13 protein-coding genes and 1 pseudogene are annotated in these 21,781 nt (G+C 71.4%); 4 read left to right on the top strand and 10 right to left on the bottom strand.

All coding sequences use genetic code 11. The annotated features are described in order from the left end of the window. Positions 1–33: 33 nt before the first annotated feature. From guaA to ACZ4VI_RS06800, 3 genes and pseudogenes are all read right to left on the bottom strand, one after another. Positions 34–1,635, bottom strand: coding sequence for a glutamine-hydrolyzing GMP synthase (gene guaA, locus ACZ4VI_RS06810; RefSeq protein WP_467997311.1), 1,602 nt, complete (start codon positions 1,633–1,635; stop codon positions 34–36). Positions 1,636–1,760: 125 nt separating this feature from the next. Next, a pseudogene (locus ACZ4VI_RS06805) lies at positions 1,761–2,375 on the bottom strand (site-specific integrase). Between the two features lie 120 nt (positions 2,376–2,495). Next, positions 2,496–2,945: a carboxymuconolactone decarboxylase family protein gene (locus tag ACZ4VI_RS06800; protein WP_467997310.1), complete on the bottom strand. Its 450-nt coding sequence runs from the start codon at positions 2,943–2,945 to the stop codon at positions 2,496–2,498. Positions 2,946–3,028: 83 nt separating this feature from the next. Between ACZ4VI_RS06800 and ACZ4VI_RS06795 the strand changes: the two genes are divergently transcribed. Further along, the gene (locus ACZ4VI_RS06795; RefSeq protein ID WP_467997308.1) at positions 3,029–3,907 is read left to right on the top strand and encodes a sigma-70 family RNA polymerase sigma factor; all 879 of its coding nucleotides are present in this window, start codon (positions 3,029–3,031) and stop codon (positions 3,905–3,907) included. A gap of 144 nt (positions 3,908–4,051) precedes the next feature. On the opposite strand, the gene ACZ4VI_RS06790 is transcribed toward ACZ4VI_RS06795, so the two are convergent. Next, entirely contained in the window at positions 4,052–5,764 is a 1,713-nt protein-coding gene (locus tag ACZ4VI_RS06790; protein ID WP_467997306.1) for a nuclease/transposase family protein, read from the bottom strand. A gap of 375 nt (positions 5,765–6,139) precedes the next feature. On the opposite strand from ACZ4VI_RS06790, the gene ACZ4VI_RS06785 reads away from it, so the two are divergent. After that, positions 6,140–6,445, top strand: coding sequence for a chorismate mutase (locus tag ACZ4VI_RS06785; protein WP_467997304.1), 306 nt, complete (start codon positions 6,140–6,142; stop codon positions 6,443–6,445). A gap of 649 nt (positions 6,446–7,094) precedes the next feature. Here the strand turns inward: ACZ4VI_RS06785 and ACZ4VI_RS06780 are convergent. From ACZ4VI_RS06780 to ACZ4VI_RS06755, 6 genes are all read right to left on the bottom strand, one after another. Continuing rightward, the gene (locus ACZ4VI_RS06780) at positions 7,095–8,909 is read right to left on the bottom strand and encodes a GMC oxidoreductase (protein ID WP_467997302.1); all 1,815 of its coding nucleotides are present in this window, start codon (positions 8,907–8,909) and stop codon (positions 7,095–7,097) included. A 43-nt stretch (positions 8,910–8,952) separates the two neighbouring features. Next, on the bottom strand, positions 8,953–10,587 hold the full coding sequence (locus ACZ4VI_RS06775; protein ID WP_467997300.1) for a succinic semialdehyde dehydrogenase: 1,635 nt from the start codon (positions 10,585–10,587) through the stop codon (positions 8,953–8,955). 154 nt (positions 10,588–10,741) lie between these two features. Beyond that, positions 10,742–12,364 (bottom strand): serine/threonine-protein kinase, encoded by a 1,623-nt coding sequence (locus ACZ4VI_RS06770; RefSeq protein ID WP_467997298.1) that lies wholly within the window; start codon positions 12,362–12,364, stop codon positions 10,742–10,744. 124 nt (positions 12,365–12,488) lie between these two features. Further along, on the bottom strand, positions 12,489–15,155 hold the full coding sequence (locus ACZ4VI_RS06765) for a protein kinase (protein ID WP_467997296.1): 2,667 nt from the start codon (positions 15,153–15,155) through the stop codon (positions 12,489–12,491). Between the two features lie 164 nt (positions 15,156–15,319). Then, positions 15,320–17,626: a serine/threonine-protein kinase gene (locus ACZ4VI_RS06760; protein ID WP_467997294.1), complete on the bottom strand. Its 2,307-nt coding sequence runs from the start codon at positions 17,624–17,626 to the stop codon at positions 15,320–15,322. A 255-nt stretch (positions 17,627–17,881) separates the two neighbouring features. Continuing rightward, the gene (locus ACZ4VI_RS06755; protein ID WP_467997292.1) at positions 17,882–19,588 is read right to left on the bottom strand and encodes a glycerol-3-phosphate dehydrogenase/oxidase; all 1,707 of its coding nucleotides are present in this window, start codon (positions 19,586–19,588) and stop codon (positions 17,882–17,884) included. Between the two features lie 225 nt (positions 19,589–19,813). On the opposite strand from ACZ4VI_RS06755, the gene ACZ4VI_RS06750 reads away from it, so the two are divergent. Beyond that, on the top strand, positions 19,814–21,055 hold the full coding sequence (locus tag ACZ4VI_RS06750; protein WP_467997290.1) for a nucleotide sugar dehydrogenase: 1,242 nt from the start codon (positions 19,814–19,816) through the stop codon (positions 21,053–21,055). A gap of 102 nt (positions 21,056–21,157) precedes the next feature. Continuing rightward, positions 21,158–21,649, top strand: coding sequence for a hypothetical protein (locus tag ACZ4VI_RS06745; protein WP_467997288.1), 492 nt, complete (start codon positions 21,158–21,160; stop codon positions 21,647–21,649). Positions 21,650–21,781 lie beyond the last annotated feature (132 nt).

The raw sequence follows: 21,781 nt of genomic DNA, 5'->3' as shown, positions 1-21,781 counted from the left end.
GGGGGCGGCGGCTTCACGAACGGATCTGCGGGATCACTCCCACTCGATGGTGCCCGGCGGCTTGCTCGTCACGTCGAGCACCACGCGGTTCACATCGGCGACCTCGTTGGTGATCCGGGTCGAGATCTTCGCGAGCACGTCGTACGGCATCCGCGTCCAGTCCGCCGTCATGGCGTCCTCGGAGGAGACGGGGCGCAGGACGATCGGGTGACCGTACGTCCGGCCGTCGCCCTGCACGCCCACGGAGCGCACATCGGCGAGCAGGACCACCGGGCACTGCCAGATGTCGCGGTCGAGACCGGCGGCCGTCAGCTCCTCGCGGGCGATGGCGTCGGCCTCGCGCAGCAGGTCGAGACGGTCCTTGGTGACCTCGCCGACGATGCGGATGCCGAGGCCGGGGCCCGGGAAGGGCTGCCGCTGGACGATCTCCTCCGGCAGGCCGAGCTCCTGGCCGACCATGCGGACCTCGTCCTTGAACAGCTGGCGCAGCGGCTCGACGAGCTCGAACTCCAGGTCCTCGGGGAGGCCGCCCACATTGTGATGCGACTTGATGTTCGCGGTGCCGGTGCCGCCGCCGGACTCGACGATGTCCGGGTAGAGCGTGCCCTGGACGAGGAAGGCGACGTCCTCGCCCTCCTCGTGCCCCTCGGCGACGATCTCGGCCTGCGCCTGCTCGAAGACGCGGATGAACTCGCGGCCGATGATCTTCCGCTTCTCCTCGGGGTCGGAGACCCCGGCGAGCGCGGTGAGGAACCGCTCCTGCGCGTCGACGACCTTCAGCTGGACGCCGGTCGCGGCGACGAAGTCCTTCTCGACCTGCTCGGTCTCGCCCTTGCGCATCAGACCGTGGTCGACGTACACGCAGGTCAGCTGCGAGCCGATGGCCTTCTGCACGAGCGCGGCGGCCACGGCGGAGTCGACGCCACCGGACAGACCGCAGATGGCGCGCTTGGTGCCGACCTGCTCGCGGATGGCCGCGACCTGCTCGTCGATGACGTTGCCGGTGGTCCAGGACGGCTCGATGCCGGCGCCCCGGTAGAGGAAGTGCTCCAGGATCTGCTGGCCGTGCGTGGAGTGCAGCACCTCGGGGTGGTACTGGACGCCGTACAGCTTCTTCTCGTCGTTCTCGAAGGCGGCGACCGGCACGACGTCCGTGGACGCGGTGACGGTGAAGCCCTCGGGGGCGGCGGAGCAGGCGTCGCCGTGCGACATCCACACGGACTGCTCGGTCGGGGTGCCCTCGAAGAGGGTCGATCCGGCCTTGGAGACGTGCAGCGGCGTACGGCCGTACTCACGAGCGCCCGTGTTGTCGACGGTGCCACCGAGGGTGGTCGCCATCAGCTGGAAGCCGTAGCACATGCCGAAGACGGGCACGCCGGCCTCGAAGAGGGCCCGGTCGAGGCGCGGGGCGCCTTCGGCGTACACGGAGGACGGGCCGCCGGAGAGGATGATCGCCTTCGGCTTCTTGGCCAGGATCTCGGCCACCGGCATGGTGGACGGGACGATCTCGCTGTAGACCCGCGCCTCACGGACGCGACGGGCGATGAGCTGGGCGTACTGGGCGCCGAAGTCGACAACGAGGACTACGTCCGGGTTGGTGACGTCGGGCGCGGCAGCGGGGGTCGCTGATGACACTTCGGCGGCCTTCCGGCGGTAGGAGGGGTTCCCCCGAAGGGGGCTCTTTGTCGATTCTACCGGCGCGCCGGTGTCGCTTTTCGTCTCACCATCCGAGTCAGACGTCACGACAGGGCTCTGGCCTGCTAAGCAGCGTCCTGAGCCGGGCCAGAGGGCACAGGGAGGACACTTTCGATGATGATGCCGACCATCGCACGGGTGTCCTCTTCCTCGTCCGGGAACAGGTGCGCGTACACGGACATGGTGATGGCCACGGTGCCCCCGAGCCGGACGGAGACCGTCTTCGGTCCCTCAACAGCGGCGATCAGGACCGAGGCGTAGGTGTGCCGAAGGTCATGCAGCCGGGTACAGGACGGCAGCCCGGAAGCCCTGGTCGCCGGACGCCAGACCCGCTTCGGGAACAGCTCCCAGTACATCGGCTTACCGGGGTCACAGGCAGACATGGGGAAGAGGTAGTCGTCCGGCTCACGGCTCCGTCCCGCCAGGTCCTCCGCCAGCACGTCTGTCACCGCAGCCGGAACCGGAACCGTCCGCTACGAGCGGCGCGTCTTGGGCGGGCTGATCATCGCCCCCTTGCCGCTCTCCCACTGCACCTGCTGTGCGACCGTGACGGTCCGCCGTAGGAAGTCCACGTGCTTGACCTGAAGCCCCAGCAGCTCGCTCGGGCGGAGTCCGCTCGCCGCTGCGAGGATGACCAGCGCCCGGTACGGCCTGTCGATCGCACTGGCAAGCCGCTGCACCTGACCTGTGGATCGGGGTGCCTGTCACGAATGCCACGGACCCCGGAGTTTCGGTCTGTGGGGGCCTCATCCCTTGACGTGAGGAAGGCGCGGCCTCCGGGGGATGACGCCCCGCCCGGCTCACCAGGTCTTGCCGGCCTGCTCTCGGATCGTGCGGTTGATCCGGTTGAAGAAGTTGGTCATCGCGATCTCCAGGATGATCGCGGACAGCTGCTCCTCGCTGAAGTGGTCGGCGGCGGCGTCCCAGATCTCGTCGGTCACGCCCGGTGCGCCGTCCTGGAGCCGGGTGGCGGCCTCAGTCAGCTCGAGCGCTGCCCGCTCCTCATCGGTGTAGAAGGGCGTCTCGCGCCAGGCGACCACGTTGTGCAGCCGCTCCTCGGTCTCACCGGCCTTCTTCGCGGACTGGAGCGTGGCAAAGACGCACGGGCTGCAGCCGTTAATCTGGCTCGCGCGCAGGTGGACCAGAGACAGCAAGCGCTCGTCGACACCCCCGGCATGAATCGCCTTGTAGAGGTGCTGGATCGCGGTGATCACGTCGGGATTCGCCGAGCCGTTCATGCGTGCTTCCATCGGACTCGCTCCTTCATCGGTTACCTGTGCCCTTCCGGGCACGTCATCACCCATGACGGAGCAGAGCCGAGGAAGGTAACAACATGTCCGACACCAGCCCGACGGACCCGGTAGCCGATGCGTTCGAGGCGCAGCGTGACCGGCTGCGCGCGGTCGCCCACCGCGTCCTGGGATCGCACGCCGATGCCGAGGACGTGGTCCAGGAGGCGTGGCTGCGGCTCTCCCGCCAGGACGCGGCGGCCATCGACAACCTCGCCGGCTGGCTGACCACGGTGGTCGGCCGGATCAGCCTCGATGTCCTGCGATCGCGCCAAGTCCGCCCGGAGGCGTCCTACGACAACCGTCTGCCCGAGTTCGTGGTGACGCTCGACGACAGTCCTGTTCCCGAGGACGACGCGGTGCTCGCCGACTCGGTCGGGCTCGCGCTCCTCGTCGTTATGGAGTCGCTCGGGCCGAGTGAGCGGCTGGCGTTCGTGCTGCACGACCTGTTCGCGGTGCCGTTCGACGAGATCGGCCAGATCCTCGGCAAGTCCACCGCCGCCACCAAGATGCTCGCCAGCCGAGCCCGCAGAAAGGTGCAGGCGACCGAGCGGCAGACAGGTGTCGGACGGGAGCGACGAAAGGTCGTCGAGGCGTTCCTGGCGGCGGCTCGCCGCGGCGACTTCGAGAAGCTGCTGCGGGTACTCGACCCCGAGGTGAAAATGACCGTCGACACCCCGGACGGCGTGGTCGTCGCCCTCGGCGCCACCAAGGTCGCCGCCGGCGCACAGCTGTCCGCCACCGCGGCCGCACAGGGGCGAGCGGTGCTCGTCAACGGCCTCCCAGGGATCATTTCCTGGCACGAGGACGGCACCCCGCTCTCGGTCCTCGCGTTCACCGTCACCAACGAAAGGATCACCGGCATCACGGTCGTGATCGACCCGGCCAAGCTCGCGCTGATGGACCTGCCCGATCCGGCGTGAGTACCTGCCGATTCGGGGCGCCGCCATCGCGAGCGGCCACGCTGCGGGGGCTTCGGGGCGTTCGATGATCTGGCCGCGTTCGAAGCGGCCCGGCGCGGACGAGGGTTTCGCGAGCACCCCTTCCTTCCGTATCCGCTCGTCGTCTCACCATCCGAACCGTTCCTGGCGATGTTGGCCGGTGTTGGCCGAGTCGCGTGAATCCGGACGGGTGGTCCGGTGACCTCGCGAACGGTCTTCGAGGTCGGGGAACAGCGTGAGCTGGTCACTTCGGCGCAGGTCCGTCTTGCCGCCTCTGTTTGGCGTGCGTCCTGTCCTGGTTGGGCTCGCGGTCCCGCGTGGTCTGGGCTCGAATACGGTCTGGCCGGTAGCTCTCCGCTGTCCGATCCTCCGGTCGGGAGCGGTCACACCTGGCCGACGCCGAATTCGGTGTCCCAGGCCACGCCTGCCGATCGCCACGGCGGCGCCGTGATGCCGCGTGACGGTGGTCTTCTGGTTCTGCTGCTGGAGCGGCTTGCGCCAGTACCGTCCGCCCCAGACCGAGGTGTACGCCGGATCGACCGCGATCACCACGAGCCCGGCATGGAAGGCCATGCCGCGCAGGCGTTCCCGGAAGCGGGCGGTGGGGATACCGGCCACGGTACGGCGGAACTTCTTGCCCCGGGCGCCCCGGCCCATGGTCTCCCGCCCGGTGGCGCGGGCGTCGTCGAAGCCGAGGTTCTCGACTGCGATACCGGCACAGTCCTGCTGTTTCGCGATGTCGATGATCGCGGTGATGGCGGCCCGCAGGCGGCCGTCCCGCGTGCTGGCGGAGCCGGTGAGGACGATCGGGACGGTGATCGGTTCGCCGATGGGGTTGCCGTGCGGGTCGAGGACGGTGGCCGCGAGGTGGTCGGCGTTGAGGTCGATGCCGAGCAGGCGTTCGCCGAAGGATCGGATCTCCTCCGGGGTCGGCAGTACGACGGTGTCCGCCGACCAGGAGGCATCCAGGTACCAGCGGTCTCGTACCGGGTTGAAGGTGATGTCGTACCGCACCGCCCGGCGGGCGGTCACGCGGTCGAGCCACTCCTCGCGGCGATGTGAGAAGGCCGCGGTGCAGCCCAGTCGGTAGCGGCTCCGCGGACTGTTGGCCAGATGCCGCAGCGGCTCGGGCAGCACCATCGTCACGCTGCCGTCGTTCGGATCCACAGTGATCGTGTAGTTGCCGTGCGGGGCCCCGGACTCGCCGTCCGCGGTGAGGAACAGCCGCTCGGCGTCCCACCGCTGACGCCACTCGTGCTCGGTGAGGTGGGCGTCCTCAAGGTTGTGACGCAACTTGGCCAGCCGCTTACCTCCGACCACAATCGCCGGGCGGCCGGCCTCGATACGCTCTTCCACCTCATCGAGACGCGCCTTAAGGACCTGCAGGCGGCGCTGCTTCTGCGCCCGTTCGCCTTGGTCGGCGTAGCCACGGACCCTGCCCACGCGCCTACCGCACGGCGCGGCCAGACGGCGTTCGATCTTCCGGATCGCCCGACACAGGCTGGCGCGCTCGTCGAACAGGACACGAAGCGAGAGTTGGTACTGGTCCTCGCTGGCGCGAGTCATCGCCCCGGCCCAGCGCGAGGACGACACGGCGGTGAGCTTCTTCTTCCGCTCAGTCCGCCGGTTCTCCTTGGCCCTCACCTTCCCCATGCTGACGCGTTCGGCAAGGTCGGCCCGCTGATGGCGCCCATTGTGCTCGCCAACCAGCCACAGCACTTGGGCTTCCTCGGCGGTGACCCGGAGCCGGTCCCGGATACGGGCCCCGGACGGGGCAACGATGGTGAACGGGGCAGCGATCACTCGCAGCTCACGCTTCCCTCCCCGCTTGCGCGCCACCCACCACCCCCCTTTCCTAGCCGCATCGCACTCAGCCACCACCACCGATCATGCGTTCCTCACACGCGCAAGATCCTGGAAACCGGCCCCGTTCACCCCATCGAGGGACACCCCGGCCAACCACAGCCAACAACCGAATCAGCAGTTGGCGACGCGGGTTGTCCAGGACCCCAGGGCCGGTCCATACTGTCCGCATGCGCAAGCTCATGACCTTCGTCTTTACCTATGGCACCGGCCCGTCCGGCTGCCATGGTCGTGCTGCTTGAGCAACTGACAAGCGACTTCCCAGGCGCCCCGGGCCGACAAGGCCCGGGGCGTTCTGTCGTTTCCGGGCCGTGCCGCTCCGGGGCATCCGAGACACAGAGGAGCCCCACCGTGACCACGACCACTCAGACCGCCGTGACCCCGACCGAGAAGACCGGTGCCAGGACCGACGAGGCCGCCGCGCTCATCGGCGACGCGCGCGAGCGGATCGACGCGCTCGACGACCGGATCATCGGCCTGATCCAGGAACGGATGGCCGTCTCGGCCGTGATCCAGGAGGCCCGGATCGGCTCGGGCGGCCGCCGGGTGAACCTCGCGCGCGAGATGGAGGTGCTCGGCCACTACCGGGACGCGCTGGGCAAGCCGGGCACGGCCCTCGCGATGACGATGCTGGAGCTGTGCCGGGGCCGCGTCTGAGTGCGCTCCCGCGGGCGGCGGGGCCCGCGTCTGAGTGCGCTCCCGCGGGCGGCGCTACGGACCTGAGTTCGGGCCGGGTCTCACCCGTACGGCGCGTGACCGGCTCCCGCACCCCTTCGTTGGTCCCGTTGTCCGTGCCAGCCAGGGGCGGGCCCGAAAAATCCACGCGTGGCTTCGCTGGGGCGTGTGACGTACCGCAAGTACGTCGTGGGACCTCGCCCCAGCGCGCGTGACCGGACGGCAGGGGACAGCAGCCCGGTCACCCATAAAGGGCGGTCGGCCCCCGGGGACGCCCGGGGCCGACCGCAACCGGTCGAGATGAGCACCCCCACCTCCCGTCCCCCATCACCTCCCTCGCGGCGCACCCCCCGGCGCCGCGCCCCCTCGGCACCGCCGCTGCCCGGACACCGGTGCCGATCCCCCAAGGGCCCCGCGGCGCGACCGGAATCGCGCAGCGGGGCCCTTGCGTATGCGTACCGCACGTGACGCGCGTCACATGACATTTCCGGTTCTGCCCTACAACCAATCCCCCTGGCCACAGGTCATGTATGCAGCACCACCCAGAAGCTGGAGAGGCGCTGCGCTCGGAGGGGGGTGCAGCGCCTCTTCCGTTTCTCCGCTCCAGGGCGGCCAGGCCGCCCCAGGACGGCTACGCCTTCTTCGGCGGGACCGCCGGCATCCCCAGGAACGGGAGCTTCAGTGCCCCGAAGGCGTCCGCCGGGACCGCCGGGGACTTCGGCTCGACCGGGGACAGCCGGACGTACGCCTCGGTCTGCGCCGGGCGCGGGTCCTCCTCCCCCTTGTTCGGCCAGAAGGACATCGCCCGCTCCGCCTGCGCCGTGATCGTCAGCGAGGGATTGACGCCGAGGTTCGCGGAGACCGCCGCGCCGTCGACGACCGAGATGCCCGGGTGCCCGAAGAGACGGTGGTACGGGTCGATGACACCGGACTCCGCGTCGGCGCCGATCGGGCAGCCGCCCAGGAAGTGCGCGGTGAGCGGGGTGCCCATCAGCTCGCCGATGTTGGAGCCGGCGAATCCGTTGATCTCCTCGGCGAGCAGGGACGCCGCCCTGGTCGCCTCGGGGATCTGGTTCGGGTTCGGCGCGCCGTGCCCCTGGCGGGCCGTGAGCAGGCCCTTTCCGATGCCGCCCGGCTTGCGGTAGGTCGTCAGCGAGTTGTCCAGGGACTGCATGACGAGACCGATGATCGTCCGCTCCGACCAGCGGCGGTTGGAGAGGGACCGGACGGCGAGCGTGGGGTGCTTGACCAGTTCGAGGAGCCAGTTCCGTACGCGATGGGCGCCGTACGGCACCTGGAGGACGGTCATGCCGCCCATGGCGTTCGAGCCCTTGCCGTAACGGACCGGCTCGATGTGGGTGTTCTCGTCCGGGTGGATCGAGGACGTGATCGCGACGCCGCGCGTGAAGTCGACCTTCGGCGCGCCGTGCTTCTTGCGGTAGCGCCGGTCGGTGGTCTGCGAGCCGACCAGCGCCTCCGAGTTGGTACGGGTCAGCTCGCCGAGCCGGGCGGAGATCCGGGGCAGAAGGCCGGAGTCCTTCATCCGGTGCAGCAGCGTCTGCGTCCCGTACGTACCGGCCGCGACGACGACCCGCCGTGCCGTGAACGTCCGCCCCTGCCCCTTCTTCTTGTTGTCGGTGGGGAGGGTCTTCACCGCGTACCCGCCCCGGGAGTCCTCCGTCAGGGCGACGACCGAGGTCATCGGGTGGACGACGGCGCCGGCCTTCTCGGCGAGGTGGAGGTAGTTCTCGTTGAGGGTGTTCTTGGCGCCGTGGCGGCAGCCCGTCATGCACTCGCCGCACTCGGTGCACGCCGTGCGCGAGGGCCCCGCGCCGCCGAAGTACGGGTCGGCGACCTCCGCGCCCGGCTTCGCCTTCACCTCACCGGTGGCGTCCTCCCCGTCACCGAAGAAGACCCCGACCGGCGCCATGTGGAAGGTGTCGCCGATCCCCATGGCCTGCGCGGTGGCCTTGAGGTGGACGTCCGAGGGGGTCATGGTCGGGTTGAGCCGGACGCCCAGCATCCGCTTGGCCTGGTCGTAGTAGGGGGCCAGCTCCTCCTGCCAGTCCGTGATGTCCTTCCACTGCGGGTCGTTGAAGAACGGCGCGGGCGGTACGTAGAGGGTGTTGGCGTAGTTGAGCGAGCCGCCGCCCACTCCCGCGCCCGCCAGCACCATGACGTTGCCCAGCAGATGGATGCGCTGGATGCCGTAGAGGCCGAGGGCCGGGGCCCACAGGAAGTTCTTCAGGTCCCAGGAGTTCTTGGGCAGTTCGGTACGGGTGAAGCGGCGGCCCGCCTCCAGGACGCCGACCCGGTAGCCCTTCTCGGTGAGGCGGAGGGCCGTGACCGAGCCGCCGAAGCCGGAGCCGACGACGATGACGTCGTAGTCGTACGCACCGTCCGCGTCGCTCACTTCCTGATTCTGGGCAGGGGGTACCGCGGTCATGGCTCTCCTCGTACGAAAAGGGGCAGTTGGGGCGGCGGGATGGTCAGCGCAGGCGCAGGGCCTTCATTGCCTTGAGGGACAGGCTCATGAGCGCGGCGTACTTCTCGTCGTCCATCCCGAAGGAGGGCGCGAGCGGCATCAGCCGCTGCTGGGCCACGGTCTGGGCCTCGGTGAACTTGAGGATGCCCTCCGAGCCGTGGCGCCGGCCGAGTCCGGAGTCCTTCATGCCGCCCATGGGCGCCTGGACGCTGCCGTACGCCGGCGCGTACCCCTCGTTGATGTTGACGGTGCCGGTACGCAGCCGGGCGGCGACGGCGTGGCCGCGGCGCGAGTCCTTCGTCCAGACCGAGGAGTTGAGTCCGTACGGGGTGGCGTTGGCCAGCTCGACGACCTCGTCCTCGTCCGTGAAGCGGTAGATGGAGACGACCGGTCCGAAGGTCTCCTCGGTGCAGACGGCCATCGGGGACTCGACGCCGTCGAGGATGGTCGGCTCGTAGAAGAGCGGGCCGATGTCGGGGCGGGCGACACCGCCGGCGACCAGCTTGGCGCCCTTGGCGACGGCCTCCTCCACGTGCTTCGTGACCGTCTCCAGCTGGCGCTCGCCGACGAGGGAGCCCATGTCGGCGCCGTAGGAGAGGGAGTTGCCGAGGCGCATCGCCTTCGTACGGGCGGCGAAGCGGGCGACGAAGTCGTCGGCGACCGACTCGTGGACGTACAGGCGCTCGATGGAGATGCAGAGCTGGCCGGCGGAGGAGAAGCAGGCGCGGACGGCGCCGGCCGCGGCCTTCTCGATGTCAGCGTCCTTGAGGACCAGCATGGCGTTCTTGCCGCCGAGTTCGAGGGTGACGCCGACGAGCCGGGCCGCGGCGCCCTGGGCGACCTCGCGGCCCGTACGGGTGGAGCCGGTGAACGAGACGTAGTCGGCGTGCTTGACGACCTCGGGGCCGACGACCGGTCCGTCGCCGATGACGACCTGGAAGACCTCGGCGGGCAGCCCGGCCTCGATGAGCAGGTCGCGGGCCCACAGCGCGGTGAGCGCGGTCTCGGTGTCCGGCTTCATCACGACGGCGTTGCCCGAGACGAAGGCGGGCAGCGCGTCGCCGACCGACAGCTCCAGGGGGTAGTTCCAGGGCGCGATCTGGCCGACGACACCGCGCGGCTGGCGCAGCTCGGTGACCTTGGTGAGGGTCGGTACGACGCCGGTGTGGCGCTTGGGGCGCAGGTAGGAGGGGGCCTTGCGGCCGTAGTGGCGGGCGGCGACGGCGACCGCCTGGACTTCTTCGTGGGCGTGCAGGCGGGCCTTGCCGGTCTCCAGCTGGATGAGGTCGAGGACCTCGGCCTGGCGCTCGAGCATCAGGTCGTGGAAGCGGAGCAGCACGGCGGCGCGGGCCTTGACGGGGGTCGCGGCCCAGGCGCCCTGGGCCGCGCGGGCGCGGGCGAAGGCCTCGGCGACGTCCTCGGGGGTGGACTCGGGCAGCTCGGCCAGCTTCTCCCCGGTGAAGGGGGTGTGGTTCGCGGTGCGGCCGGAGCCGGCGACCCCGCGGGTGAGCTGGGCGACCACCTCGGGCGTGACCACGTCGGCGGCGGTACGGGCACCGGCCGGCGAGGGCGCGAGCGGGTTCGTACGGGGGGCGGTGGTGGCCGTGTCCGTGGCGGCGGGTGCCTGCGTGTCCGTCATGAGGGCGAGAGTAGGCGGCATTCCGGTCTTTGGGTACCCGTCGGTAACGCGTTTTCACGGGGTGCACACAATCACGCCAGTGATCACTGGCACATAAACCCTGATCAGGGGCTTACGGCGACCGGGAGTGTGATTTCGCGGATTCCCGGACCAGTCAGTCGCCCGGCGCCCGCCAGTGCTGCAGGACGATGTCGAACTGTTCCCGGGTGGTCTCCCAGCTCGACTCCGGCGAGGCCATGAACAGGGCGTACTCGGTGCCGTCGTCGCCGAAGTACATCTGGTCGATCGCGTGCCGCGGGCCCGGGAAGTCCGCCTTCTCCTGCCAGGTGAACTCCCACAGCGCGGAGCGGACCTGGTCGCGGTAGGTGTTCTGGTTCAGCAGGACCTTCTGGTACTGGGCCCGCCTCTTCACGGTCTTCTCCAGGTCCAGCGCGTGCATGTAGGGGTTCTCGAAGTCGGGCGTGGGGTCGATGCTGATCCGGATCCGGTGGCGTCCGTTGTCCGGCGTGTAGTCGATGTTGTCACCGTTCATCTGGCGCTTCCAGCCCTTGGGCACCGCCAGGCTGAAGCCCTCGGGGTCCTCGACGCGGTGCCAGCCGGCCGGGAGGGAACCCTTGGCGGGCTTCGTCACCTCGGGCTGCGTGCTGTGACCGGCGTCCCCGGCCTTGCCGCCTCCGCCGGAGTACTGCATGGCGGCGAAGACGGCTCCACCGGCGACCAGACCGGCGAGAACGGCCGCCATGACCGCCGTACGCCACCGGCCGCGACCGCCCCTACCGGCGGGGGCGGCGAGCGTCGGGGTGGTGGTCGAAGGGGCCCCGGCCGAAGGGGGCGCGGCGGAGGGCCCGGCGGGCTCCGGCAGCCGGGCGGTCGCGGAGGTGAGCTCCTCGCGCCCCACGCGCTGCGTCGGCACGTACGCCTGCGCCGCCTGCGGGCTGCGGCCCTCCATGGCGTCGAGCAGCATCCGCTCGGCCTCGTCGGCGCGCGGCCGGCCCTCCGGGTCCTTGCGGAGCAGCGCGACGATGACGGACGCCAGCGCGCCCGCCTTCGCCGGATGCGGCGGCTCCTCGGTCACCACGGCCTGCATGGTGCTGATCGGCGAGGTCCGCCGGAACGGCGACGTGCCCTCCACCGCCGTGTACAGCGTCGCGCCCAGTGACCAGAGGTCGGAGGCCGGGCCGGGGTCCCCGCCCCGTACCCGCTCCGGCGCCAGATAATCGATGGAGCCGACGAGTTCACCGGTCCGCGTGATCGTCGAGTCGCCCTCGATCGCCGCGATACCGAAGTCGGTGAGCAGGACCCGTCCGTCGCGGGCCAGGAGAACGTTGCCGGGCTTGACGTCCCGGTGCAGCACTCCGGCGGCGTGGGCGGCGCGCAGGGCCCCGAGGACGTGCAGCCCGATCCGGGCCGCCTCGCGGGGCTCGATCGTGCCGGCCTCCTTCGCGGCGTCCGCGAGCGAGGGCCCGTCGACGTACTGCATGACGATCCACGGCCGGTCGTCGTGCTCCAGTACGTCGTGCACGGTGACCACGCCCGGGTGGGTGATCCGCGCCGCGGCGCGGGCCTCTTTCTGCGTACGGGCGTGCAGGACGAGGCGGTCGGCCTCGGCCACGAACCGACCCGCCGTCAACTCCTTGACCGCCACCACCCGGTGCAGCACCTCGTCGTGCGCCCGCCAGACCTTGCCCATGCCTCCGCGGCCGATGGTCTCGGCCAGCCGGTACCGCCCGGCGAGCAGCAGCCCCGCTCCCGTGTCCGCGCCCTGAGAATGTTCCACTGTCCCCCGCCTGTTCCTTCGGATGCCAGGTTACGGAGGGGGACATGGGAGACGGAACCTCGGGGCTGGCATAGGAACCGCACTGTGACCAGCCGGCGAAGAACCGTCGCTTTTCGGCCACCTCTCAGCGGGTGGCCCGGTAGGCCTTCACCGCCTGGTCGTAGATTTCGGACACCTTGTCGCGTTCGCTCTCCGGGCCGATGACCTGGACGACGTGGTAGCGGCCGGCCTCGATCAGGGCGAGGTTGCGGACGAAGACGTCGCGGCCCGTACTGTCCTTCCAGGTGAACTGGCCGACGGCCATGGCCTGCTGCCCCACGTCGATCCGCTGCACACCCGAGGCCCCGGCCCACGAGGACTCCCGCCACGGCTGGAGCTCGCGCTCCTTGGTGCGCTGGTACGCCAGCGGATCCGAGCCGTTGGCCTGGACCGTATCCCGGCCGGGGACGACGATCAGGGTGAAATCGCCCCCGGTGTAGCGGACTTGTCCGGCGTCGTTGATCGGGCTGCGGCGCCAGTCCTTGGCGACACCGACCTCGAAGCCTTCCGGGTCCTTGCGCAGGGTGTACCCGGCGGCGAGGGCGGGGGCGCTCGGGGTGGCGGCCGGCGGGGTCGTCTTCGCGGGACTGGGCGTCTGCGTTGGGGTCGGCTTGGCGGGCGGCTGGGAACTCGGTCCGGATGTGGGCGTGACGGTCGAGCCCGCCGGCCGTTCGCCTTCCGCGCCGTTCTTGGGCATGAACATCACCGCGTACGCGACGGTGCCGACGAGCAGAAGGAGGATCAGCAACAGGAGCGTACGGCCGAGAGAGCGCGGGGAGCCGCCGGCTCGGCGCGGCGCTCGGGGCGCACGGGGCGCCCGCTGCGGGAGCTCCTCGTGGAAGTGTTCCTGGGGGAACTCCCGGCGCTGGTCGTACCGCTGGTCGTACCGCTGGTCCTGCCGTACGGCCCGGGGCTCGTCGCGGCCGGGCACGTCCTGGTGGTGCCTGCCCTTCCGGTGGCGATGACGGCCGCCTGCCGCGCCTCCGCGGCGCCTGCGCACCAGCTCGCCACGGCGCCGTACGATCGGCAGCCGCGTCGCGTCCACGGACGGCAAGGGCACGATCCCCACGCCCGCCTCCGGCTCGGGAGCCGACCGCACGAGGGAGCGCAGCCAGCCACGCAGCTCCTCGAAGTCGGGGCGCTCGGTGGGGTCCTGGCGCAGCAGGGACTCGACGACGGGGCGCAGCGGGCCGCACTCCTCGGCGAAGGCCGGGGGCTCGGCGCAGACCAGCTGGACGAGCTCGGCTGCGCTGTCCTCGGGGTACGGGGCATGGCCCTGGACGGCGCGGTAGAGGAGCGCGCCGAGCGCCCAGAGGTCGGTGGCGGGGCCGATGGGCGGGGCCAGGCGCCAGTTCTCGTGGACCGGTCCGGCCTGCTCGGGCGCCCAGCGCTCGGTGACCGCGCCGACGACGGCGATCCGGGCCTGGCGGGCGCGTTCGGCGGCGAGCCGGGTGGCCGGGCCACGGTAGACGGCCATGGGCGGGCTCGCCTCGCCGGGCCCGTCCCAACCGGCGGAGGCGGGTACGGGGGCGGGTGCGGGTACGCGGACCGGCGCCGGTTCCGGGGCGGCCGCGGGGGTGTAGCCGGCCGGGAGTGCGGGCAGCGCCTGGCTGCCGCCCGCCGGTACGGGGCCGGAGGCGTCGCGCGAGGCGTGTGGCCCGTCGCTCCAGGTGCCGGCGAGCAACGCCCGGGGCGGCCCGCCGCCTTCGCTGCCGTAGCCCTTGCGGTACGGGGCCGGGTACTCGTCGTCCCCGTCGTCCTCGTCCTCGTCGTCGCCGGTCTGGGACCACCAGTGCGGCTCCGGACCGAGGCCCTGCGCGGGGACGGGCGCGGGCGGTGTGGGCAGGGCGGGGGACGCGGCGGGGGGCTCGGGGGCGGGCTCCTGGGTCGGCTCGGGGGTCGGACGCGGAACCGGGACGGCCCCGGTCTCGCCGATGTGCGCCGCGGCACGGGCTCCCGCCCGGTACGCGGCGATGGCACCCGCACGGACCGCCCGTACGTCCGGCGCCGCTGCCGATGTGCCGGTCCCCGCCGGGAGTTCGGGCCGCGCCACCGGGCCGCCCGCCGTACCGGCCGGTTCCGCCTCGGCGACGGGGGGCCCGTGGCGGCCGGGACCGTGGTCCCCCTCGGTCCCGTACCCCCGCTCGTCCTCCTCGGTGAACGGCACCGGTGCGTAGCCGCAGAGGGCCTCCTCCGCCGCGCCTGCCGCGAGGCCGGTGAGGACCACCCGTCCGTCGTCGCAGACGAGCACGGTCCGCGGGGTGATGTTCCGGTGGGTCCAGCCGTGCGCGTGCAGCGCGCGCAGGGCGGTGAGGACGTCGGAGCCGATCTCGGCCGCGCGGTACGGGCTCAGCGGCCGCTCGGCGAGAAGCGCCGCCAGGGGCCTGGCCTCGACCAGTTCACTCACTATCCACAGCGAACCGGCCTCCGCGAACACGTCGAAGACCTGGTCGAGCCGTGGGTGGTCCGGGATCTGCGCGGCGGCCTGCGCCGCCTCGACCGCGCGCCGCACCGCGGGGTCGGCCGGCCGCCGGGTCGCCCGGCCGGAACTCGCCCGGTGCGGGGTGTATCCGGTGCCGTCCTCGTCGACGACCTCGGCGTCGATCACCTCGGGCAACGGCACCTGGCGGACCAGGACTTCCTGCCCGCTGTAGGTGTCGAAGGCGCGCGTCTCGACGAGTTCGTACGCGTCCTGCGGCGGCACGGGCAGGCGATAGCGGTCGGCGAGCACCCTTCCCGCGTAGTCGTCCACGACGCCTCCCCACCGAGCGCGCTGTCCCCCGGGTCGCACGGATCCCGTTCAGCTCATGAATCGCACGGAACGCGCGAAACCGTCAATTCCGATCCTGGCCCGTACAGTTGGCGGCGGTTTTCGGCTGCGTACGGTCCACGGCTTCTCACGATACGTGGCGCCGGTCAGTCCTTGGGGCTGAACGTGGCGAACGCCGTCTCCCGCAGGGTCTTGCACGCGGCGGCGTCCCACTCGTCCGCCTTGCAGCTGATCATGATCGAGTAGCCGTGTGTGGCGTCGACCTTGAAGCCCCGGTTCAGTATCCGGACCCGCATGCCCTTCTCGTTGCGCTCGAACTCCCAGTCGGCGGCCGTCGGGTAGCCCTTGTACGAGACGGGCTTGATGTCGATGTGCCGGTAGCCGTTGCTGCTGGCCGAGACACCGGCCACGGCCGCCGCCCACGCGGCGGCGGCGTCGTCCTTCGGGCTGCTGTTGTAGTCGACCTGCACGCGCGGGTATCCGCCGTCGGCGTTGAAGATGCCGCCCGAGTTCCGGCCCGCTATGGCGTTGAGCTTGAAGGAGGACGGCATCGCCATGGAGAAGTGGAACCGGCTGTTGGTCACCATGGTGTACCCGGCGGGCAGTTGCGTCCCCGGGGCGCCGGTGCCCGGCTCCCCGGACGGCGTACCGCTCTGCCCGCCCGAGCCCGAACCGGAGCCCGAGCCCGTCGGCTGCTCGTCGTCCTGCTGACCGGGGTCGCTCGGGGTCTGGCCCTTGCCCTGGGTGTCTCCGCTGCCGGCCGTGGCCCCGGCCGAGGTGACCTTGTCGGAGCCCTTGCCGCCGCCCTTGGCGTCCGTACCGTCGTCACCGCCGCCGAGCGCGACGGCGAGGATCGTGCCGAGCAGGGCGAGGACCACGATCCCCGCGATGATGACGAGCGTGCGGCGCGGTACGACGTCGGTGAGCGAGGCCCGCGGCTGCGCCGGCCTGGTGCCGCCCTGCAGCGGCTCCGGTCTGGGCTTCTGCTCGAAGCGCGCCGAGGCGGCCGCGTTCCGTACGGACTGCAGCGCGCCACGCATCCGATCGGCGCCCGCGTCCGGGGACTTCGGCTGCTTGTGCTGCTTCGGGGGCTCCGGCGGAATCGGGGGCAGCGGTACGACCCTGGTCGCCTCGGCCGACGGCTCCGGCACCACGACCGGCGCGGGCGCGTCGAGCACGGCCCGGAGCAGCACGCGCGCACCGGCGTCGTCGAGCCGCTGGTCCGGGTCCTTGGCCAGCAGACCGTAGATGACCTTTTCAAGGAGCGGCCCCGCGTTCTTCGGCGGGTCGACGGGCTCGGTCATCACGGCGGTGAGCGTCGCGATCGCGGAACCCTTGTCGTACGGCGGGCTGCCCTCGACGCTCGCGTACAGCAGTCCGCCCAGCGACCACATGTCGGCGGCGGGGCCGGGCTTGTGGCCGCGGGCCCGCTCGGGCGAGATGTAGGAGGGGGCGCCGACGAGCATGCCGGTGGAGGTGATCGAGGGGTCGCCCTCGACCTGCGCGATGCCGAAGTCGGTGAGCACGACCCGGCCGTCCTCGGCGATCAGGACGTTGGACGGCTTCACGTCGCGGTGCAGGATGCCCTGGCGGTGCGCGGAGCGCAGCACGTCGAGGATCGCGAGGCCGACCTCGGCAGCGCGGTGCGGCGTGAGCGTGCCGTCCTCACGGACGGCTTCGGCGAGGGACTTGCCCTCGATGAGCTCCATGACGATCCACGGCCGGTCGTCCTCGTCGACGACGTCGTAGACGGTGACGGCGCCGTTGTTACGGATCCGGGCGATGGCCTTCGCCTCGCGCAGGGTCCGGGTGATGAGGCGTCGCTTCTCGTCCTCGTCGATGCTGTTGGGGAAGCGGAGTTCCTTGACGGCGACGGTCCGGCCGAGGGTCTCGTCGACCGCACGCCACACGGTGCCCATGCCGCCACGCCCAAGGACGCCGTCGAGCCGGTACCGCCCGGCAAGCAGACGCCCTTCGGCCGTCACACCGCCCCCCGCGGCCACCCCAGAACGCCCGCCGCCCGCGGACTTGCCGACCCCAGGAGCCTCACTCCTCGCCTTCGCCTCGGCCGCACCGCCGGCCGGCGCGACCTCGGCCCTCCGGGCACCAGCCGGCGAGGCACCGGCCGGCTCACCGTCAGATGGCATGCCGTCAGCCGGCGCGGCGTCGGAGGGCGCGGCACCAGCCGGCCCAGGGGTCCCGGACTTCTCCGGCGCGCCCGGCGCGTCCTCGGCGGCGTCCGCTTCGACGGCCGCCTCGGCGGCCGCTTTCGCACCGCCCGCCGGGACCTCCTCCGCACCCCCCGCCGGGACCTTCTCCGTACCGGACTTCGCGTCCGGTTCCGCCTCACGTGCCGCTGGAACAACACCCCGGTCGCCGTCGGTTCCGGCACCCGCTGCGGCGTCCCGCCGAGGGTCCCGCGCCGTGTCCCGCGACTGCTCCGCCTCCGACATGCGTCCCCTCTGCGATCCCTGATCTCCGCCCGCGTCCGCCGCTTCCCGCGCGATGCGGTAACCCGCCCTGGAAGAGAGCTCATTGTCTCTCACCCGGGGACCGATGCCGATCCCGGGTCCGCACTCCGAGAGGACGGCCCGGGGGAAAGCGCTCCCACCGCGCTCCCACCATGCCACCCGACGCCGAGTCCCCCCTCCCGGGTTCCCTGTCCGTACCCACAGGATGCCGCAACCCTCCCCCAACCGGACCAATCGTCAGATGGGCACGATGTCCGGGGCGCCGAGCCGGGCCGCGTCCGCCGTCAGGTCGTCGGGCTGCCGCTGGGACTCCCGCTCCGCTTCCACCCGCTTCTCGTAGTGCTCCACCTCCTTCTCGATCTGGCGCGCGTCCCAGCCGAGCACCGGCGCCATCAGCTCGGCGCACTCCAGCGCGCTGCGCGTCCCGCGGTCGAAGGTCTCGATCGAGATCCGGGTGCGCCGGGTGAGCACGTCGTCCAGGTGCCGGGCCCCCTCGTGCGAGGCCGCGTAGACGATCTCGGCGCGCAGATAGTCCTCCGCTCCCGTCAGCGGGTCGGCGAGGCCGGGGTCGGCGGCGATGAGTTCGAGGATCTCCTCGGTCAGCGACCCGTACCGGTTGAGCAGATGCTCGACCCGGACGACATGGAGTCCGGTCCGGGCGGCGATCCTCGCCCTGGCGTTCCACAGGGCCCGGTAGCCCTCGGCGCCCAGGAGCGGGACGTCCTCGGTGACGCAGGCGGCGACCCGCTGGTCGAGTCCGTGCACCGCCTCGTCCACGGCGTCCTTGGCCATCACCCGGTAGGTGGTGTACTTGCCGCCGGCCACGACCACCAGGCCGGGGACCGGGTGGGCGACGGTGTGTTCGCGCGAGAGCTTGCTCGTGGCGTCCGACTCGCCGGCAAGCAGCGGCCGCAGGCCCGCGTACACCCCCTGGACGTCGTCCCTGGTGAGCGGCACCGCCAGGACGCTGTTGACATGCTCCAGGAGATAGTCGATGTCGGCGCTGGACGCGGCCGGATGCGCCTTGTCCAGGTCCCAGTCGGTGTCCGTGGTGCCCACGATCCAGTGCCGCCCCCACGGGATCACGAACAGCACCGACTTCTCGGTCCGCAGGATCAGTCCGGTATTCGAGTGAATCCGGTCCTTCGGTACGACCAGATGGATGCCCTTCGACGCCCGTACATGGAACTGTCCCCGCTCCCCGATGAGCGCCTGGGTGTCGTCCGTCCACACCCCGGTCGCGTTCACGATCTGCTTCGCGCGGATGTCGTACTCCCCGCCCGCCTCGACGTCCTGGACCCGGGCGCCGACCACCCGTTCGCCCTCGCGCAGGAAGCCGATCACCCGCGCGCGGCTGGCCGCCTTCGCGCCGTAGCTCGCGGCCGTGCGGACCAGCGTGGCGACGAAGCGGGCGTCGTCCATCTGGGCGTCGTAGTACTGCAACGCGCCGACCAGGGCGTCCTTCTTCAGACAGGGGGCCACCCGAAGGGCGTTCTTGCGGGAGAGGTGGCGGTGGACCGGCAGTCCGCGGCCGTGGCCCGAGGAGACCGACATCGCGTCGTACAGCGCGACGCCCGAGCCGGCGTAGAGCCGCTCCCAGCCCTTGTGCTGCAAGGGGTAGAGGAAGGGGACGGGCTTCACGAGATGGGGTGCGAGCCGCTCCAGGAGCAGGCCGCGCTCCTTCAGCGCCTCCCGTACCAGCGCGAAGTCCAGCATCTCCAGATAGCGCAGGCCGCCGTGGATCAGCTTGCTCGACCGGCTGGAGGTGCCGGAGGCCCAGTCACGGGCCTCCACGAGGCCCGTCGAGAGTCCTCTCGTGACCGCGTCGAGGGCCGTCCCGGCGCCGACCACCCCGGCGCCCACGACCAGCACGTCCAGTTCACGCTCGGCCATCTCCGCCAGCGCCTCGGCGCGCTCGGCCGGTCCCAGTGTCGCTGTCCTCACCGCTGCCTCCCGTCGTCCCCCCGCGTGATCGGGCTCACAGACTCGATTCTGTCCCCGCCCTCCGACTTCAGCCACCGCCTGTGGATAACACTCGGCGACCTTCGACCACGCAATGCGGCATATCGGTCATATTTACGCCTAGTCTGACATTGCACTCGCCCCGTTCTGTCCACAGGGGTTGCGCTACTCGTCCCCTCCGGCTACTGGGAAGGACGGCCCACCTTCATGCCCGCTGATCTCGCCGTCATCGGCCTCGGTCACCTCGGACTCCCCCTCGCCCAGGCCGCGACCGCCGCCGGCATCGACACCATCGGCTTCGACACCGACCCCCGCCCCGTCGCCGAACTCGCCGCCGGCCGCCCACCCGTCGACGGCTCGCTCACCGCGTCGGAGATCCGCCGGATGCTCTCGGGGGGCTTCCGGCCCACCACCAACCCGGCCGAACTCGGCCGTGTGCGTACGGCCGTCATCTGCGCCCCGACCCCGCTCGGCGCGGACCGGACCCTCGACCTCACCGCCGTCACCGCCGCGGCCCGGGCCCTCGCCGTGCGCCTGCGCCCGCACACGACGGTGCTGCTCGAATCGCCCGTCCACCCCGGCACCACCGAAGGTGTGCTGCGAGACCTCCTGGAGGAGGGCTCGGGGCTGCGCGCGGGCCGCGACTTCCATCTCGCGTACTCCCCCGGGCGGATCGACCCCGGGAACCGCACCCACGGCTTCGCGGGCACCCCCAAGGTCATCGGCGGCCTCACCCCCGCCTGCACCGAGTCCGCCGCGGCCTTCTACGGCCGGCTCACCGACAAGGTGGTACGCGCGCGTGGCCCGCGGGAGGCCGAGACGGTCAAGCTCCTGGAGACCAACTTCCGGCACGTCAACATCGCCCTCGTCAACGAGATGGCGGTGCTCTGCCACGAACTCGGCGTCGACCTCTGGGACGTCATCCGCTGCGCCGAGACCAAGCCGTTCGGCTTCCAGGCCTTCCGCCCGGGGCCGGGCGTGGGCGGCCACGGCGTCCCCGTCGAACGCCTGGGCCCGCACCGCCCGCTCCGCATGGTCGAGCTGGCGACGCAGGTCAACGAACGCATGCCGCAGTACGTCATCCAGCGCTGTGCGACCCTCCTCAACGAGCACGGGAAGTCGGCCCGCGGAGCCAGGGTGCTTCTGCTCGGCATCACGTACAAACCCGATCTCGCCGACCGGGAGAGCTCCCCCGCCGACGAGATCGCCCGCCGCCTGATGGACCTCGGCGCGGTGGTCGGCTACCACGACCCGCACGTCCCGGACTGGCGCGTCCGCGACCTCCCGGTCCCCCGCGCCGACTCCCTCTACGAGGCCGCCGCCCACGCCGACCTGACGGTCCTTCTGCAACACCACCGCACGTACGACCTCCAGGGCCTGTCGGTGAAGGCCCAGTTGCTCCTGGACACCCGCGGCGCCACCCCGGCGGGAGCGGCGCACCGGCTCTGAGCCCTCACGAAAACCCCCGGGCGAGGTGTCGGAGCGGACTGCTAGTCTCCGGGCTCTTCGATCGCACATCCGTGCGCACGTGTCCCTGGGGGGATCAGCACCATGTCTCAGTCCGTTCCGCCGCCCGGCAACCCGTTCGCCGACGGCGCCGCGCCCACCTCGTATCCGCCCGCCCCGCCGGCCGCCCCGGCTCGCGACAACGTAGGCCTGGGCCTGGTGGCCGCCCTGGTCGCCGCTCTCGTCGCCGCGGGTGTCTACGGCGGGATCGCCGGAGCCATCGAGCGCGAGATCGGCTGGGCCGCCATCGGCGTCGGCTTCCTCATCGGCTTCGCGGCCTCCAAGGTCGGCGGCACCAACGCGGCCCTGCCGGTGGTCAGCGCCGTGCTCGCCCTCGGCGCCGTCTACCTGGGGCAGCTCCTCGGCATCGCGATCATCGGCGGCAAGGAGCTGGGCGTCCCGGTGACGGAGATGTTCTTCGAGCACTTCTCGCTGCTGACGGAGGTGTGGAACGAGGGCAGGGACCTCATGACGTTCGTGTTCCTCGCCGTGGCCGCCGTCGCCTCGTTCGGCGGAGCCCGGAAGGCCGTCCGCTAGGACACCGCGTGTACGGAGAGGGGCCCCGCACCGGCTGGGATGCTGTTGGCAAATCCGGGGCCTGTGCGTGACGTCGGCCTTCGAGACCTGGTTGTGGTCTTGAAGGCCGACGTTGTCGTATGGGGTGGGTGC

The sequence above is a fragment of the Streptomyces sp. NPDC029169 genome (assembly GCF_055563935.1).
Note: the sequence above shows the minus strand (reverse complement) of the source record. Positions and strands in the feature narration are given on the sequence as shown.